The 17,214-nt window shown below is 53.0% G+C and carries 17 protein-coding genes; 4 read left to right on the forward strand and 13 right to left on the reverse strand.

Annotated elements, in window-relative coordinates; all coding sequences use genetic code 11:
• Nucleotides 1–21: 21 nt before the first annotated feature.
• Nucleotides 22–162: a 50S ribosomal protein L34 gene (rpmH, locus tag H6868_02580; GenBank protein MCB9988202.1), complete on the reverse strand. Its 141-nt coding sequence runs from the start codon at nt 160–162 to the stop codon at nt 22–24.
• A 228-nt stretch (nt 163–390) separates the two neighbouring features.
• Between rpmH and H6868_02585 the strand changes: the two genes are divergently transcribed.
• A complete protein-coding gene (locus tag H6868_02585; GenBank protein ID MCB9988203.1) occupies nt 391–1,008 on the forward strand; it encodes a hypothetical protein in 618 nt (205 codons plus the stop codon).
• A 136-nt stretch (nt 1,009–1,144) separates the two neighbouring features.
• Nucleotides 1,145–1,789 carry a porin family protein gene (locus tag H6868_02590; protein MCB9988204.1) on the forward strand — a complete coding sequence of 215 codons (645 nt, stop codon included), beginning with the start codon at nt 1,145–1,147 and terminating at the stop codon, nt 1,787–1,789.
• Nucleotides 1,790–1,829: 40 nt separating this feature from the next.
• Here H6868_02590 and H6868_02595 read toward each other — a convergent pair whose 3' ends face one another.
• The 9 genes from H6868_02595 to H6868_02635 all read right to left on the reverse strand — a co-directional run bounded on the left by H6868_02595 (nt 1,830) and on the right by H6868_02635 (nt 12,167).
• Nucleotides 1,830–2,168 (reverse strand): P-II family nitrogen regulator, encoded by a 339-nt coding sequence (locus H6868_02595; GenBank protein MCB9988205.1) that lies wholly within the window; start codon nt 2,166–2,168, stop codon nt 1,830–1,832.
• A 90-nt stretch (nt 2,169–2,258) separates the two neighbouring features.
• Nucleotides 2,259–3,407, reverse strand: a complete 1,149-nt coding sequence (locus tag H6868_02600) for a hypothetical protein (GenBank protein ID MCB9988206.1) — start codon at nt 3,405–3,407, stop codon at nt 2,259–2,261.
• A 12-nt stretch (nt 3,408–3,419) separates the two neighbouring features.
• Nucleotides 3,420–3,800 (reverse strand): hypothetical protein, encoded by a 381-nt coding sequence (locus tag H6868_02605; GenBank protein MCB9988207.1) that lies wholly within the window; start codon nt 3,798–3,800, stop codon nt 3,420–3,422.
• Between the two features lie 152 nt (nt 3,801–3,952).
• Nucleotides 3,953–4,501 (reverse strand): hypothetical protein, encoded by a 549-nt coding sequence (locus H6868_02610; GenBank protein ID MCB9988208.1) that lies wholly within the window; start codon nt 4,499–4,501, stop codon nt 3,953–3,955.
• The gene (locus H6868_02615; GenBank protein MCB9988209.1) at nt 4,498–7,509 is read right to left on the reverse strand and encodes a type IV secretion protein IcmB; all 3,012 of its coding nucleotides are present in this window, start codon (nt 7,507–7,509) and stop codon (nt 4,498–4,500) included. Before H6868_02615 ends, H6868_02610 begins: the two co-directional genes overlap by 4 nt.
• Before the next feature lie 155 nt (nt 7,510–7,664).
• Nucleotides 7,665–10,088: a penicillin-binding protein 1A gene (locus H6868_02620; protein ID MCB9988210.1), complete on the reverse strand. Its 2,424-nt coding sequence runs from the start codon at nt 10,086–10,088 to the stop codon at nt 7,665–7,667.
• A 45-nt stretch (nt 10,089–10,133) separates the two neighbouring features.
• Nucleotides 10,134–10,589: an NUDIX domain-containing protein gene (locus H6868_02625; GenBank protein ID MCB9988211.1), complete on the reverse strand. Its 456-nt coding sequence runs from the start codon at nt 10,587–10,589 to the stop codon at nt 10,134–10,136.
• A complete protein-coding gene (locus H6868_02630) occupies nt 10,573–11,355 on the reverse strand; it encodes an ATP-binding cassette domain-containing protein (protein MCB9988212.1) in 783 nt (260 codons plus the stop codon). The genes H6868_02625 and H6868_02630 overlap by 17 nt, the downstream gene beginning before the upstream one ends.
• The gene (locus tag H6868_02635) at nt 11,352–12,167 is read right to left on the reverse strand and encodes an ABC transporter permease (protein MCB9988213.1); all 816 of its coding nucleotides are present in this window, start codon (nt 12,165–12,167) and stop codon (nt 11,352–11,354) included. The genes H6868_02630 and H6868_02635 overlap by 4 nt, the downstream gene beginning before the upstream one ends.
• A 212-nt stretch (nt 12,168–12,379) precedes the next feature.
• On the opposite strand from H6868_02635, the gene H6868_02640 reads away from it, so the two are divergent.
• On the forward strand, nt 12,380–12,997 hold the full coding sequence (locus tag H6868_02640; GenBank protein MCB9988214.1) for a hypothetical protein: 618 nt from the start codon (nt 12,380–12,382) through the stop codon (nt 12,995–12,997).
• A 67-nt stretch (nt 12,998–13,064) separates the two neighbouring features.
• Here H6868_02640 and alr read toward each other — a convergent pair whose 3' ends face one another.
• Both alr and H6868_02650 read right to left on the reverse strand, forming a co-directional pair.
• The gene (gene alr / locus H6868_02645) at nt 13,065–14,180 is read right to left on the reverse strand and encodes an alanine racemase (protein MCB9988215.1); all 1,116 of its coding nucleotides are present in this window, start codon (nt 14,178–14,180) and stop codon (nt 13,065–13,067) included.
• On the reverse strand, nt 14,180–15,679 hold the full coding sequence (locus tag H6868_02650; GenBank protein ID MCB9988216.1) for a replicative DNA helicase: 1,500 nt from the start codon (nt 15,677–15,679) through the stop codon (nt 14,180–14,182). The genes alr and H6868_02650 overlap by 1 nt, the downstream gene beginning before the upstream one ends.
• A gap of 205 nt (nt 15,680–15,884) precedes the next feature.
• Between H6868_02650 and H6868_02655 the strand changes: the two genes are divergently transcribed.
• Nucleotides 15,885–16,400 (forward strand): hypothetical protein, encoded by a 516-nt coding sequence (locus H6868_02655; protein ID MCB9988217.1) that lies wholly within the window; start codon nt 15,885–15,887, stop codon nt 16,398–16,400.
• A 75-nt stretch (nt 16,401–16,475) separates the two neighbouring features.
• On the opposite strand, the gene rplI is transcribed toward H6868_02655, so the two are convergent.
• Nucleotides 16,476–17,207, reverse strand: coding sequence for a 50S ribosomal protein L9 (gene rplI, locus H6868_02660; GenBank protein MCB9988218.1), 732 nt, complete (start codon nt 17,205–17,207; stop codon nt 16,476–16,478).
• Nucleotides 17,208–17,214 lie beyond the last annotated feature (7 nt).

Raw genomic sequence — 17,214 nt, forward strand, 5'->3', positions numbered from 1 at the left:
GGCCGGGGCCATACCGGCGCTTTAAGCGCTCAGGCGCTTCCGCCCTTTGGCACGGCGTGCAGACAGGATTGCGCGTCCATGACGGGTTGCCATACGGGCGCGGAAACCATGGCGGCGGGCGCGAACCAGACGGCTAGGCTGAAAAGTACGTTTTGTCGACATGTCGTTGGTCCTCCGACCTTTTCAAATTCTTCGTTAATTCGGTAAGGGGGGTATATAATGGTTTCCGGTCGCGCTGTCAATCTTTACGGCGCATTTTTCCGTTTTATGGCCGGATTGTTTTACAAAATATTCATATTTGCACGATAAACATGGGGATGGCCCTTGCTATCTGTTATGATAGCGGGTAAATTTTTTCGCTGTAGGTACTAAATACAAAATAGGTTTTTCATGTACGACGACAACAACTGGAACCCCGTAACGGGCGAAGAACTCGAAGGTTTTCTGGCCCAGGTCAACCCGGTGGACGGTAAATACAAAACCTCTCCGCAAACACAGGTATCCTGGCGGCAATTACCGTTTTATGAGCGCGTGGTTCTGATCCGTCTGAAAGACCCGAGCTGGACGCCTCAAAAATTGACGTTGTACTATTTGACCCTTGACGGGAATCTGTTCCGTTTGAACGGAACATCCCCGCCGATCCATGAAGTAAACGCTCAGGCGCCGATCAAGATTACCGAGGAAAACGTCCTCGATTACCTGCGGTTTTTCTGTTATTTCGTGCGCGGGGAAGAAGGGCCGTTCCTGATCGCCGAAGATATTGATAACCCCGATCTGCCGAAAGACATGGATGATAAAACCCGTGCGGTAGTCGAAGGGTCTATCCGTCCCGCGACCTATGAAGGCAAAAACGAGCAGGGCTTCATGCTATGCGATGGTGTGGTGTTCTATTCCAACGCTCTGTTTATCGCCAATTTCGCGGTCCAGCCGGGCGGGATGATCGAAATGCTTGATGACGAACCGATTGCCGCCGATCTGCCGGTGCGGGTCGACTCGCCGATCGCGTAGGTTTCTTTAAAACGGTATTCTTGTGGCAACGGCCACTTGCGCTCCCGATTCAGGTGGGGTAGAATCAGCATGTCTATTCGGGGGATGCTGTCGTGCGCCTCTTTATCTTCTATCGTTTGGAATTGTCAAAGCGATCATGAAAAAAGTCCTTTTTACATTATGTCTGGCAATCGCGCTGGTGATGGTGACCACGGCGGCTTATGCGCAGTCCAGCCGCTTGTATGTTGCCGGTTATATGGGGTTGAACCTGACGACCGAAACGGAATTTGATGAAAACACCACGCCGCGCAGCGGTGATTTCACATACGATAACAGCATGTCTTTTGCCGGGGCGTTGGGGTTGCGGTTGACGCAAAACTGGCGGCTTGAAGGTGAATTATCTTACCGCAAGGCCTCTATTGATACGGTGGATATCACTACCGGCGGGACGTTCCGCGGGGCCGGTGAAATTGGCACATGGCTGGCGCTGGCCAACCTTTATTACGATTTTGACATGGAATGGAAAAATCTTTCGCCTTACGTTACCGGCGGTGTGGGGTTTGCCATGCATAGCGGCGATATCGGCGGCGTGGGCGGCATGCCGAGCAGCACAGGCAATTCGTTCGGGCTGGCGTGGCAGGCTGGGGCCGGCTTGAAATATCGCGTGGACGATTCACTGGCAATTACCGGCGGATATCGCTATCTGGGTACGTCCAGTCTGGAAGTCGACAGCTATGATATCGACTACGGCGCCCACGAACTGCGTCTGGGTCTGGAATATGATCTGCCGGTTATGTGGTAGAACGCGCGGTTAAGCGTTTCCTGAAATTATAATCCTGAAATCAAAGCGCGTCATTGCCGGTTTCGCCGGTGCGAATGCGGATGGCTTTTTGCAGGTCATAGACAAAAACCTTGCCATCACCAATGCGGCCTGTGTTGGCCGACTCTATGATGGCGGCGACAACCTTATCGGCGAGTTTAGCCGGAACGGCAATCTCCAGTTTGATTTTCGGCAGGAAATTGGTTGCGTAATCGTTGCCCCGGAAACTTTCGGTCTGACCTTTTTGACGGCCATATCCTTTGACTTCGGTAATGGTCATGCCCTCGACGCCGAGTTCGGTCAGCGCGGCGCGCACATCATCGAGCTTGAACGGTTTGATAATCGCGGAAATCATTTTCATGGCGGGGACAATCCTTCGCAAAAAAACAGGTTAAATCCGCCGCCGACACTAGGGCGAATTCATGAGTTTGCCAAGCGTTTTTTGTAGGGTTTAGCTGAGTGTTGGCGTTATTTCGATCGAATTATCGGGTTTGATAATAACGTTGTCACCGGGTTTACGGGCATCTATGGCCGTTTTCAGTCGATCATCGAGGCCGGCGGCCAGATTAGCCCCGGTTCCTTGCGCCCGTGGATCGGTCCCGTTTTGCTGGGCGTTTAAGCCTAGCTTGTCAATCATGCCCATAAAGGGTGCCAACATTTTTTGTAGCTGGGGCATCATTTCCATCAAGGTATTCATAAGTCCCTGCAACATACCACCGAATTGAGAATTCGGCCCCCCGACAACGTCAATCATACTGTGCATCCCGCCCGCCAGCTGTGTGAACATACTCATGCTGGCAAAATCCCCGTTGGGATCGTTGCGAATTTCCCGGATGATGTTGCCGATCTGTTGCGGGTGTTCATCGATCAGCCGGTTAGTGGTCGTGAAAAATTTTTCATCGCCCATGGCCGCTTTATGCAAACCGTTCAAGAACTGAGAGGCTTCTTCCGGGTTGCTTCCTGATGTTCCAAGCGTATCGGCCAGCATATCGCGCAATTCTTCATGCTCACCCGCCTTTACAAGGAATTTATCAAAATCCGGGCGATCAATGACCTCATTCAGTTTTTTGAAGAATGTCGGGTCTTGAGCCTCCAGCTTTTGTAATTCTTTGATCTGTTCGGCAGGTGATAAGTTTTGTCCCCCCTGACCGAAAATATCCTCGAAGGCTTGCTTTAAAGGGGCATTGTTGGGGTCTTGTAGCTGTCCAATAAACTTTGTTAATTCAGGAGAAGGACCAGCTAATGCTGGACCTGCCGATGTCGGCACTGCTGCCACTGTCGGTGCCGGAGCTGAGACAGCTGGCGCTTCCGCTTTTTCCATAGCGGGTAATAATGCAGATGGATCTCTAGAAATTCTTTTTAATAATTCTGGATCGGCGTTTATGGCCTCTCTTGCGTTGTTAAGAGCTTCATCTGGGTTGTCATTTAGGGCTGTGGTGATTTTATTTTTTGTTTCGTCATCAAACCCGCCAGCGCCTGAAGGAAGAATAAAAGCCATGGTAATTTTGCCGACAGCATCCGGACCACCCGTCATTTTTCCTATATCAGAAGCAAAGCTTTTAAGTTTTTCCTGTGCGACGTCATTTAATTCTGTAGCCATCGTTTTTACCCCCTAATGCCAGACTATGTCGCGGACCAGAAGCGGAACGAGTCCGAAATCAGCCATAGTGCCGGCCTTCATATGAGCCACGCATATCTGTTCAATGTCTTTCAAGTATTCGTCGATATGCTTTTCGACGTTCATCCCGATATTCTGAAGCTTCCCACCCTGCAGGATAAGGGTCAGGGTGCTTTCTTGCCGGTCATATTCGACCCATTGCAAAACACTGGGCAGAGGTTTGTCATGCAGCACCCAGGCTTGTCCTTGTTCGTTGACGACCAGATCAAAATGCATCTGTGTTACTAACGGCTTCAAAACCGGACTGTCCGCTACAGCGGCCGCGGGGATTTGCCCCTTTCCTTTGTGATGTTTTTGTACCGTTTTTTGCGTCATAAGAAAGCCTGCCGTTTTATTGTCCTCACCTGTCCGGATTTAAATATCCGGCATTTATGATAAATTCATTTCATTACACCATAGAGGTAAAATATTAAGAAAGTCTTTACGATCGGCTGAAATCAGAGACGAAACAGCGGTCTTCAGGAATGTTAGTTGGTTTTCAGGTCTTCAATATCTTCACCCGGCGGGCGCGGAACGGACAAGTCCATTTCATATTGCAAGATAGTCGGGACCGTTTCATTAAACGCCCATAATTTTTCCTGATCGACGTCGATTCGTCCGATTTTAACTTTGTCGAGCAGCAAGGTGATCTGGCCGGTATTTTCATCTTTTTGAAAAACGCACCGGACCAAAGTCTGCTTGTATTCGCCAAAGGGGTCAAAATAGTTCAGGTAAATACGCACGGCCGGGCCGAACTGGTCATAGGAACTAACGCTCAAAGTGCTCGGATAGGCCAGCTGTGTTTCAACGAAGGTCTTGCATATCCCGTAATGAACACTTCCCCGCAGGGGTTGCATCCCCCACCATATAACCAAAATTAAAAGCGCACCCGCCCCGCCGGCAAGATACATCCACCCGGGTGTTTTCTTTTTTGTCTTTCCGGGTGTTTCGGTTTCTTCGTCAGAGGCAGGCACCTCTTTTTCAGGTTCGTCTGCCTTGGCAGCCTTATCACGCCGGACTTTGTCTTTATCGGTCATGACACCTCGTCAAGTCTGCTATCGTATTCTTGTTCTTTTTTCTGTTCAGCCTTGGTTACCAGCTCCTGAACGATTTCCTCGATAACAGCGCTGGTCATGGCGCTCTTGCTTTCGCCTTCTTTCTCGCTTTTTGCCAGAACCCGGCGCTTGATTTCCCCGCGGGCGCTTCCGCCGGGGAAGGTGGCGGCCAGCAAACGGCGGGCGGTACCTGCCCCCAACCGACCATACAGACGGTTACGGATAGCTACGTCTTCCATGGATGTCGATAGCGCCCAAAGTTCGATCGGCCCCAATGTGTTAATCAGGTATTGTTCATAGCGCCCATCGTTGGTCCCCAGAATAAACAGCATCGGCGCCCCGCCGGATTTTGGGCCTGTCAGGCGGAAACGAATAACATCACGGGCCGTTTCAGACAAACCGAACCGCTCCCGGATGTTTTCAACGGCAGCTTCGGAAACGGCGGTCCCCAGAACCCATACGCCGGTGGCCAGATCGATCATGTCCTGACTAAAGTCGTCCAGAAGCTGTGATGCCAGAATAATCTGGACGCCGCGTTTACGGCCTTCCCGTACGTCACGAATAACCTGTCCGCGCACCCCGCCAGAGGAACTGGTCCGGTGAAACTCATCATAACAAAGCCGTTTGGGTGTTTCCCCGATATCCTGAAGCCGCAACTCATGGTAATCGCGGTATTTTTCAGGAATGAATTGCAGGGATTCCGGTCCGACCCACCAGCTGCGGACCAGAGCATGGCGTGCCAACATGTACATAATCGAAGTTTGCCGGTCCGCCACTTCGTCGCCTTGGGGGGCAACGTCCATAAGGTCGAGGGCGCAAACCCGGCTGTCGCTGATATCAAACTGGGTGATAGAGGCCAAAATCGGCAGTTCTCGAATGGCAGAGGTAATCATCCGTTCAAAGGCGTTAACAACATTTTCGGCGCTGAACCCGACAGATGTTTCTTCCAGAAGGCTGCGAATCTGGGGCCGGCGCGCCGCAGTCACGGCATCGCTAAGCGTCGGGACGGCATGGCGCTGCGCCAGACCGGCGATGTGAATCTGATCCAGATCGAACATTTTATCGACGACGTCCCACCAATAAGGATCAGAAGGCAGATGAACGTTAAACTTCGCCAGCGCTTCGTCCACATCCGGATCCAGTCGCGGCAGGTAAGGCCGGGGTTCGGCGTTAGCCGAGCCATCGTCCCGCCAACGGAACATTTCGTCGACAACCATCCCGGATAATTGCTGGATACCGTCATACGGTTTGTCATGCCCCGGCGGCGTGCAAAGCAAGCTCAGCAGCTCAACCAGATAGCTTCTTTCATCAATCAGGGGAAAGCGGCAACCCAGCTGTGTATCAAAGGGGTTGATGGCAAACTGGTGAGCCATTTGTAAACGGTAGTAAGCCGCTTCATGATCCCTGCCCATGGGCAGGGCTTCCTTAATCAGGGAGATCAAACCGGATGAGGAAGGCCCGATATCAATAATCGCCAGATAGGGCAATTTGCTTAAACCCGCAGAAAGACAAGTGCCAAGGTTCAGGGAGTTCAGCAAAACCGACTTACCGGCACCCGGCTGCGCGAAAACCAGGTCGAACCAAGTGGTGGTGACGTTGGTCCCTGTTTGATAAGGCCATATTTTCCCATCGGCTGTTCGCAGCAGGATAGAGCCGTTATCAAACGGGCTGGACGCCCGTTGCCACGGCAAAAGCTTCATAATTTCATACATGGGCGCGATCGCGGTCGGCGCCGTCCCCGCACAGTGAATACCCATGGCGGAAGACATGACACAATCAAGCGGATCCCCGGATATCTCGCTGACCTGGCAATATCCCCAGCTCTCTACGGCCTGAACCAGAACGGATAAACGGTTTTGTATGGTCCTCATATCGTCGGCCGGTGCCCATGTGGCAAAAGACACCCGCAGCTTGATAACAGGTTCCCGGCGCGCCATGCTCTGAAGGTTTTCCAGGGAAAACTTGATTTGTTTATTAAGCGCGTTGGTGACCCCCAAAATCGTTGCGATAAAGGCCCGGAACGCCGAAGCATTGGCACCCCCGCCTTCGATCAGGAAAGATATCCGGTAAGGGACCTTGGCGTCGAACAAACGATTCAGGAGCTGGGTAAACGGCAAGGCGTCCATCGGCCCCAGCGTCATATCGGCGCCGCCCCACAGGAGATTCCCGATTCGTACGATTGTGTTGTCTACGACAACAGCATTACTTGTTGAGAGCTGCTGTTTCAGGGCCGGCCACATAATGTCGGAAAGGTCGTGAGGCTCTGTCGGCGCTCGCGGCGGGATAGGATCTCCCGGAAGACAGGCTTTCCAGTCTTCGTTGGCGTGGTCGGGGTGCAAATTGTTACGGATGGCCCGCAGGGCATCATGGACTTCCATAGTCTCACCCATAATGCCAAGCTCGTGCAGCGAAGCCAGAATGGCCGATACGTAGCTTTTATGACGGGTGCGCAGAGGGGGCAGCGCCGCCAACGGGTTCTGCGCATAACCGGCATTGACCCATTTCTGATTATTGCTGCGGGCGTCTTTGGCCGCACGCTGCATTTCCGTTTTGGTCAGAACCTCCGGGCGGGTCCAGAGAACAAAATAGCATTCCTCGTAAGATACATATTTTTTCAGGTTTCGGACCCGCTCTTCGAACAGGTCGTCCATATCCATTTCGATGGTTTCGGCGGTCACTTTGCAGGGCCGGACGAGTTTTTTCAGGTGCGCCTCAATCCGTCCCGGATCCCGTACAAAATAGATCTGCAGGGCATGGCCGGGGCGGTCAAAACGGGCACCGATTTTCAGCGTCGCGCCTTCAATCAGGAGCTGATATTCCTCTTCCCCGATGACCTGCCGGCTGCCGTCAACCTTGATATAGGAAATTAGCGAGCCATCTTCAGCGACCATTGTTATATCGTCATCCGATGTTTCCAGACGGATAAAGCTGTCAACGGACTGCCGCAGGGCAACTTGAAAAGGTAACAGGACTTTGCGAATAAAACTCATCGTTCAGGATAATTCCAGAAAAATTTAGCCGGATAAATAAACACTTCAACGCAATAGTATAGCGACTTTAGCGTCGCCGACAAACAGCAAATGCTAAGAAAAAGGCTTTAAAAGACAATATTCAGAGGAAAATTTATTTTTTCCGGATTTTGGAGCTAATACAGCCCGCCCGTGCCGATCGAAGCGTTGTTTTGCGGAGAGCCGCCAAGGGAGGGAAGGAGGTTGATGCCGCTACCGTCCAGAATATACATCTTTTCAGTAGGCTCGGTCCCGACCAGAAAAGCTTCCCATATGACTCTTTCATCCCCGGGTTGCGCCCGCGCCCCGGTTTCAGCGTTGATCTGGACGTGCCGGACGCCGGGAGGAACCCGGAAAGGTGTCGGCGGGGTGTTTTCCAAAGCCTGCTCCATAAATTCTTTCCAGATAGGAACGGCGACGGAAGATCCGGTTTCTTTTTTGCCCATAGGTTTCGGATCATCAAATCCAACAAAAACACCTACAGCCAAGTCCGGGGAAAAGCCGATAAACCACGTATCTTTCGAATCGTTGGTTGTTCCGGTTTTCCCGGCCAGAGGACGGTTCAGGGATTTGATTCGAACCCCGGTGCCGCGCTGGACAACCCCCTCCAGCATGGAGACGATCTGGTAAACACGGCGCGGATCGGCAATCTGTTCACGGATATCCGGGATCTTAGGGACATCCTGTTCTTCCCAGGCCACGCGGGATCCGCAATACGCACAAGGCCGCGTATCGTGGTTAAAAACGGTCGTCCCGCGCCGGTCTTGAATACGGTCGATCATGGTGGGGTTTATCTTTTTCCCGCCATTAACAAACTGGGCGTACCCGGTAGTCAGGCGCAACAGGGTCGTTTCCCCCGATCCCAGTGAATTGGCCAAAAGCGGCGGCAGGTCATCCATAACGCCAAATTTTTTCGTATAATCGACGATGCTGTCCATGCCGACATATTCCGCCAGCCGGACGGTCATCAGGTTTCGTGATTTTTCGATCCCCACCCGGATCGGCGTCGGGCCGTAATATTCGTTGGAATAGTTCGAAGGCCGCCATTTCGGCAGGCCCGGTCCCTGGTCGATGACCAGCGGCGCATCCAAAACCAGCGTAGCCGGGGTGAAGCCTTTATCCAGCGCCGCCAGATAGACAAACGGTTTGAAGGCCGAACCCGGTTGGCGAGTGGCCTGTGTGACCCGGTTGAACTGGCTTTGTTCGTATGACCAGCCGCCTTCCATAGCCAAAATCCGGCCTGTGTGAGGGTCGAGCGCAACGATCGCACCATTCACAGCCGGTATCTGGCGCAGCCCCCAAACCTTTTCACCATCGACATCAACCCGGTCGATCATAATCACGTCGCCCTCTTGCAGGACGTCTTTGACGGATGTGACGTTGGGACCAAGATACCCTTTGTCCTTGGTTTTCCGGGCCCAGCCCAAATGTTTAAGATACAGGGGCGCCCGGCTTTTGTCGGAAAGGCCAACGGTCGCCTCCCCGTTCGTGACTTTTAGAACCAGACCGGTTTTCCAGTCATCGGGTTTCCCGGGAATAGGCAAACTTTCAAGCCGTTCCGGCCAGTCCTCTATCGACTCCCAGTGGGCCACAGGCCCGCGATAACCATGGCGGCGATCATATTCCACCAACCCGTCACGCAGGGCACGGGCGGCGATGTTCTGCAGCCGGGGGTCAAGGCTGGTACGAACGGCCAGCCCGCCGCCATACAGGATTTCATCGCCATAGCGATCAATCAGTTTCCGCCGGACTTCTTCGGCAAAATAGGGCGCATTCACGGTACGGGCGTTGTCGGCATTAACCATCTCCAAAGGCATATCCTTGGCCAGGCTTCCTTCTCCCTCTCCGATATAGCCGTCTTCTTCCATCCGGCCGATGATCCAGTTCCGGCGGTCCAGCGCGGCCTCATGGTGGCGCACGGGATGGTAGTTGTTCGGCGCCTTCGGCAAGGCGGCCAGAAAGGCGGCTTCGTGGATTTGAAGTTCATCAAGGGACTTGTTGAAGTAATTCAGGGCGGCGGCAGCCACGCCGTAAGACCCCGCGCCCAGATAAATCTCATTCAGGTAAAGCTCCAGCAGGCGGTCTTTGCTCAGCGCGCGCTCCATGCGGTAAGCAAGGATCGCTTCCCGGATTTTCCGGGTGTAGGTGCGCTCGTTGGTGAGCAGGAAATTCTTGGCGACTTGCTGGGTAATTGTCGAAGCGCCTTGCAGGCTTTCACCTTGCAGATTGCGGATCACCGCGCGCATGATCGCGAAATAATCAATGCCCGGATGGGTGTAAAAATTCTTGTCTTCCGCTGCGATAAAGGCGTTTTTAACGATATCGGGAATTTCCTCGATCGGCACGAAAACGCGTTTTTCTTCGGCATATTCGGCCATCAACCGCCCATCCCCGGCATAAAGACGGGTAATCACCGGCGGTTCGTAGTCCTTAAGCTGGGCATATTCCGGCAGGTCACGGCCATACCACGAGACAAGGTAAATCGCTCCGACAATACCGACAACCAGGCCGATCATGCCGAGCGAAAACAAAGCCATGACTGTGTACCAGAAAAAGCGCATGGGCATTTATATGGCACAGGCGCGCGTATGAGGAAAGAGTCTAGATTACTTTTTTGAACGCTTCATAAAATCAGCGGGCGGTGACACCCCTTGCTTTAGCATATTTTCAATAGGTTTCATAAGCGGGGTTGGCATATTTTCCCATGCGTACCAGCCAAAATCGGCATGTTTTTCAGGTTCGCGGTTTTTAAATGTGCCTGAATCGGATCGGGCGACAACATGCACGGTCACATAGTGTTTACCGTTCTCCGTGAAATAATCGTTGGTAACAGTGTAAAGCCGGATATCGTGAATTTCCAGTCCGCATTCTTCCATGGCTTCGCGCCGGGCACAATCTTCGAAGCTTTCACCGTGCTCCAGATGTCCGCCGGGCAAGGCCCACGTGCCATGGGCATGCTTGCCAATCCGGCGGGAAAACAAAATTTTATCATTGTGGAAAATCCAGATTCCAACCCCGACACCGGGACGGCCAAGGCCGCTATGTTCAGGCAGCTTTGGCATGGAGATCGGTAATCGGGCCGCGGGCGCGGCCGTGAATGAACTGATCGACATATTCGTTGCCGGAATCGTCGAGCTCTTCAACCGGCCCGCACCAGATAATTTTCCCGTGATAGATCATCGCGACATAGTCGGCGATTTTTCGGGCGCTGGCCATATCGTGCGTAATCGACAGGGCCGTGGCCCCCAGTTCCTTGACGCATTTGACGATCAGGTCGTTGATGACGTCGGCCATGATCGGGTCGAGACCCGTGGTCGGTTCGTCAAAGAAAATAATCTCCGGGTTGGCGGCAATCGCGCGCGCCAGCCCGACACGTTTTTGCATGCCGCCCGACAGCTCCGCCGGAAACAGGTCGCCGACATCCTTGCTAAGCCCGACAGCGGCCATTTTTTCAATCGCCAGGTCATAAGCATCCCGGCGGTTCATGCCGCGTCCCTGCACGAGGCCAAACGCTACATTTTCCCAGACTTTCATGGAATCGAACAAAGCCGCGCCCTGAAACAGCATGCCGAATTTACGCATCATTCTGTCACGCTCTTTTGCTGATATGCCAATTGTTTCATGGCCGTCGATCAGGATCGAACCCTCGTCCGGCGCGATGATACCCAAAACCGATTTCAGCATCACGGATTTACCGGTTCCCGATCCCCCGATCACGACCATGGATTTACCTTGCGGGATTTGCAGGTCGACGCCCTGTAAAACCCGGTTTTTACCAAAAGCTTTTTTGACGCCGCACAGCTGTAATTTCGGGGGAATTCCGGTCATGAGAAAAACACCTGCGTCAGGATATAGTTAAAGATCAGGATCAGGATCGAGGCCGAGACAACGGCGTTCGTCGTGGCCGCGCCCACGCCCTGTGCCCCGCGCCCGGAGTTAAAACCATGGTAACAGCCCATCAGGGAGACAATCAGCCCAAAGACGGCGGCTTTGTAAAGGCCGGACATCACATCCATCTTTTCCAGAACGTCCCAGGTCTGCGTCAGGTACGAACCGGGGGAAAACCCGAGGCTGTAAATACTAACCACATAACCGCCGAACACGCCGATAATATCGCCGGTTAAAACCAGCGCCGGCAGCATCAAAACCCCGGCGATGATCCGTGGCGCGATCAAATATTTGAACGGATTAACGGACAGCGTCGTCAGGGCGTCGATTTGCTCGGTGACGCGCATGGTGCCGATTTCAGCGGCTATCGCGGCGCCGATCCGCCCGGCGACCATCAGGCCCGCCAGCACAGGAGCCAGCTCGCGCGTTACGGACAGCACAACCACCCCGGCAATCGCGCCTTCCGCGTTAAACCGGGTAAAGCCGGTATAGCTCTGCAGCGCCAGCACCATCCCGGTAAACAAGGCCGTCATGCCAACCACAGGCAGGGAGTAATAGCCGATATCAATGAGTTGCTTGCCGATAAGCCGCGGAAAAAACGGCGGCAGGAAAACGTGCATAATGGCCCGGAGCATAAAATGAACCAGCCGCCCGGTTGTTTCAAACAGGTGTAAAACTGTTTTGCCGATTGCCGCGCAGGAATCCAGCACGTAATCAATGGCCAGCTTACTGTCCTTGACGCATTCGTCCATTATCGGATGCTCGTGAGCGTGATCTGACATGTTTTTCGCGAATCCTCAGATTGATAACAGCTTGGGAACGTTAAAACATTTTTGAAAGCGGGTCCAGACGGAAGTGGCGTGCTTTTTTTATAAAAAATAATTGCACCACAGACTTTCATATGTAAAAGTGCGGCAAATGATTATTATTTGCGATAATTTTACAAAATAAGAGGGTGTAAATCATGAATATTAATTCTCAAAAACGTCTTGCAATCGTGTTGGCTACGGCTGTCGGCGCTACAAATCTGGGGGGGTGCCAGTCAAATCCGGGAAAAGCCGTATCTGATTTTGGTGGCAAGGTTGCCAGTACGCTGGATGTGACTGATGAAAAGTGCAGTGTCGATGACCGTAAACGCGCTGCCCAGAAATTCTTGAAATACACGGGTCATTACAAGGGCGCCATTGATGGTGTAACCGGTCGGGGTTCCAAAGGATCCTGGGATGACTATAAAAAGGACAAGGAAGGTTTGGAAAAAACGCCGCTGCTTGGTGACGATGGCGACATTAACAGTGAAGCCCTGTCGCACATGAGAGCGGTTGTTAAGGAGCTGCCCGACAATGCACAAACGGCTAATGTGAAACAAACCTTTGCAACGCTGGGGAACACCGTTGAATGCTTTACGCAGGAAAAGTACAAGGCAGGCAAAGAAAAAGTAAATGACTTGAAAAGCTCTGCGCCGGGAAAAATGGAAAAAGCCGCTGAAGGGGCTGTCGATAGTGCAGCGGGCGCTGCGACTGGGGCCGCCAAACAAAAGGCCGGCGGTTTGGGAAGCTTTATTCCCAACGTTTTCACACGATAATTTTTGAAGTTTTAAATATTAATGGCGGCCCCTGTACTTTGGTATATGGGGCCGTTTTTTTTATGTTTTATTCTTCGTAGCTGCGCTCGAAACGATGACCGAGGCTGGTCAGGACTTCATAGCTGATGGTCCCGGCGCTGGCCGCAAGATCATCGACGCTTTGATGCGGGCCGATCACCTCGACCATATCGCCGGGCCGGGCGTCCTGATCGCCAATGTCGATTGTCACAAGGTCCATCGACACCCGTCCGATCACCGGGCAGGGGCGACCGTTCAGGTACAGGATTGCCTTGTTGCTATTAGACCGGAAAAACCCGTCGGCATAGCCCAAGGCAACGGTAGCAACGCGCGCCTCTTTTTTAAAACGGTACGTAGCGTTGTATCCTATTGTTTCATTTTCAGGAATGGACTTTACCTGTAAAATCAAGGTGTTTAAACTCACGACCGGATTCATTTTGTTAGCGCCTTCCGGTGCCGGATTGCCACCATACAGAGCGATCCCCGGTCGCACCATATCAAAACAATAAGCGGGATTCCGAAACAGTCCGTACGAATTCGCCAGTGATTTTTGGGCGTTAGGAAAGCGGCTGGCGATGGTCGAAAATTTTTGAAACTGGGCCGCATTCATCGGGCTGTCTTTTTCATCGGCGCAGGCGAAATGGCTCATCACCATTTGGACATCAAGCCCGTCCAGCCGGGAAAAATCGTTGAGCAAAATATCCGTATCTGCAAGCGTTATCCCCAATCGGTTCATGCCGGTATCGAAATGAATCAAAGCCGAAAGCCCTTGATTGTTATTGCGGGCGGTATCGTGCCAGCGCGCGATTTCGTCCAGAGAATTCAAAACCGGGGTGATATCGTGATGGAGATATTCATTTTCGCACCCGGCCCACAGCCCGCCGAGCATCGCGATCGGTTTGTTCGTCAAGGCCCGCAGGGCGATGGCTTCCTCCAGCGTCGCGACAAAATAATGCGGACAAGCCTCTGATTCCAGAACGCGGACAACCTGTTCCATCCCTAGCCCGTAAGCGTTGGCTTTCACGATTCCGGCAACGGCGGCGGTGCCCGCCGCTTGTTTGAGCAACCGGTAATTGTTCCGGAGAGCCGCCAGATCAACGGTCAGGCGCGCAGGCACAGTTGGCGATGGGGAAACAGGGCGAGAGGAAAGCGGCGCCGCTGTCATCATGAATGCCGGTTATCAAGATCGGAAAAGCGCGTCAGGTTCGGATCAAAGAACATCCGGACAATGCCAATCGGCCCGTGCCGCTGCTTGGCGATGACGGCTTCGGCGGTATTGGCGGTTTCCTGCAAACGTTGCGCCCATTTCTCGTGCCGTTCAAGGAATTTTTCTTCGCCTTCGCTGGCGCGCTGCGTCGGTTCTTCCCGCGCCAGATAATATTCCTCCCGGTACACGAACATGACAACATCGGAATCTTGCTCGATAGAACCGGACTCACGAAGATCCGAAAGTTGTGGGCGTTTGTCTTCACGCTGTTCAACGGCCCGCGAGAGCTGGGACAGGGCAATCACCGGGATTTGCAATTCCTTGGCAATCGCCTTCAGACCGCGGGTAATCTCGGAAATCTCGTTCACCCGGCTGGTCTCTGACTGGCGCGAGCCGGAACCCTGCAACAGTTGCAGATAGTCAATCACCAGCAAATCCAGCCCGTGCTGGCGTTTGAGCCGTCGCGCCCGCGTCCGCACCGCTGAAATCGACAGGGCCGGTGTATCGTCAATGTAAAGCGGCACTTGCGCCAGCACCTGCGAGGCTTCGACAAAGCGCCGGAAATCGGACTCACTGATATTGCCTTTCCGGATGGCATCCCCGGAAATCTCGGATTCGTCGGCCAAAATCCGGGTGGCCAGCTGGTCGGCGGACATCTCCAGCGAGAAAAATCCGACGATAGCACCTTCCGCGCCGCCGGTTTCGGCATATTTTTTCGCGGCGTTAAAGGCAATATTGGTCGCCAGCGACGTTTTACCCATCGACGGCCGTCCGGCCAGAATGAGAAGGTCGGATTTGTGCAGCCCGCCAAGTTTTGCATCCAGGTCCGTCAGCCCTGTCGTAACCCCGGTCACATGACCATCGGTTTTGAAGGCAACTTCGGCAATTTCAATGGCGGTCAGGACCGATTCTTTCAGGGTCAGGAATCCGCCGCGAATATCGCCGGTTTCGGCCAGTTTGAACAGGCGGGCTTCGGCGTGTTCGATGGTGGCGACGGCGTCCCGTTCGATGGTGTGCTCGAACGATTCATTGACAACGTCTTCGCCCAGCGTAATCAGTTCCCGCCGTAAATGCAGGTCGTAAATGGTCCGGGCGTAATCCTCGGCATTAACGATGCTGACAACGCTGGCTGCCAGATCGGCCAGATATGCCGCGCCGCCGACATGGCTTAAATCCGAATCTTTCTCGAAATAGGTTTTCAGGGTCACCGGGCTGGCGGTCTGGCCACGGTCGATCATGGTGGCAATCGCATCGAAAATCCGCCGGTGCGGCGCTGCGTAAAAATGCTCGGACCGCAGGAAATCGCCGACCTTTTCCATCGCGCGGTTATCAACCAGCAGCGCCCCCAGAAGACCTTGCTCAGCCTCCAGATTGGCAGGCAGAGAGCGATAACCGGGCTTGTTGCCGTCGTTGTCCTGCACCGGGGCGATATTTTGTATAACAGTTTCTGTGACCATGACGGTTAGACTACAGACAAGCGCCCCTTGATGCCAGTATTTTATAATCCACAGCCCTGTGAATCACGGGGGCAAAAATCCGATACGATCGGAACGGGAATCAGTTATATTAGAAATATCGAATTTTATGGACAGGAAGATGTAAGGCATGATATTTCGATGCTATGAAAACTAAAAAGGACCATAAGGTCCAAGAGAGGGTGTAATGAGTATATTAGGTAATAGCGAGCGGCATGCCGTTCCATACGATCCAAGAGAGTTCGCCGATCATCACGATCAATATGGTGGATATACACATAAAATGTCGGAAAATACGGCAAATCGTGCCGGAGATGTCGTCTCTATTATTGGGGCCGTAGGGATAGCCCTCGCGACGGCGCTGGTCTTGCCGCAAGTGAGCTTTAACACGGCAGCCAATCACAACAAAGACACCGCAGATCAACCTTCAAGCGGTTTTTCGTTGATCAGTGAAGCGCATGCCCAGCCTGCAGTATCTCCGGCTGTGGCTTTAGCCAAAGTGGCGGTTTCTGAATCTGTCCATAAATGGCGTCCGATCGAAGAACCGGGCACATATGTAGAACCGGAAGTGCCGGCAGTCCCCTTTGTTGAAATTACAACGGGCAGCGCAGAAGAAGAAATCGCAAAAGAGTTGGAAGTGGAAGTAGCGTCTGAGACGGTTTCATCAAATTCGATGTTCAGGCCGTTGTCTCTGGCACCGTAAAACCTCTTTATTAGACAGCAACAAAAAAACCGGGCCATCGCAGCCCGGTTTCTTGTATCTTTATAAGGAAGAAAATTAAGCGTCTTCGTTTTTCTCTTCTTCAGCCGGTGCCTCAGCTTCATCGGAAGCTTCTTCAGCCTCTTTAGCGGCTTTCTTGGCAGCTTTTTCAGCAGCTTTGGCAGCGCGTTCGGCTTCCTCGGCGGCTTCCGCTTCGGCAGCTTCCGCTTTGACTTTTTCAGCTTCCAGTGCGGCGTCTTCCAGCATCTGTTCCTTCGCGGCTTCAGCGGCTTCCGCTTCGGCAGCTTCTTCGGAACCGGCAACCAGGGCCCGCCCGGTTTCAGCCTGGATTTTCGCTTCTTCGCTTGAACGGGCGATGTTCAGCGTAATCTCCAGCTTGACTTCCGGGTGCAGCGCCAGCGTCACAGGGATCAAACCGATCGATTTGATCGCATCGGTCAGGATAACCTGTTGACGGTCAACGGTTTCACCGCTTTGCTCGCTGATCGCGACGGCGATATCGCGGGAGGTAACGGACCCGTACAGGTGACCGCTTTCCGAAGCGTGACGGATCAGGTTGACTTTGGCTCCATCAAGTTTCTTCGCAGCTTTTTCAGCATCCTTTTGTTTTTCGGCGCTGAGTTTTTCCAGCGAAGCTTTCTGGGCTTCGAAATAGGCAACATTGTTTTTCGTTGCCCGCAGAGCCTTGTTTTGCGGTAACAGGTAGTTACGCGCATATCCGGTTTTTACCTTTACAACGTCGCCCATCTTTCCGAGGTTATCGACGCGCTCCAGCAAAATAATTTCCATTGCAGCA

The sequence above is a fragment of the Rhodospirillales bacterium genome (genome assembly GCA_020638175.1).
Taxonomy (GTDB): Bacteria; Pseudomonadota; Alphaproteobacteria; order Micavibrionales; family Micavibrionaceae; genus JACKJA01.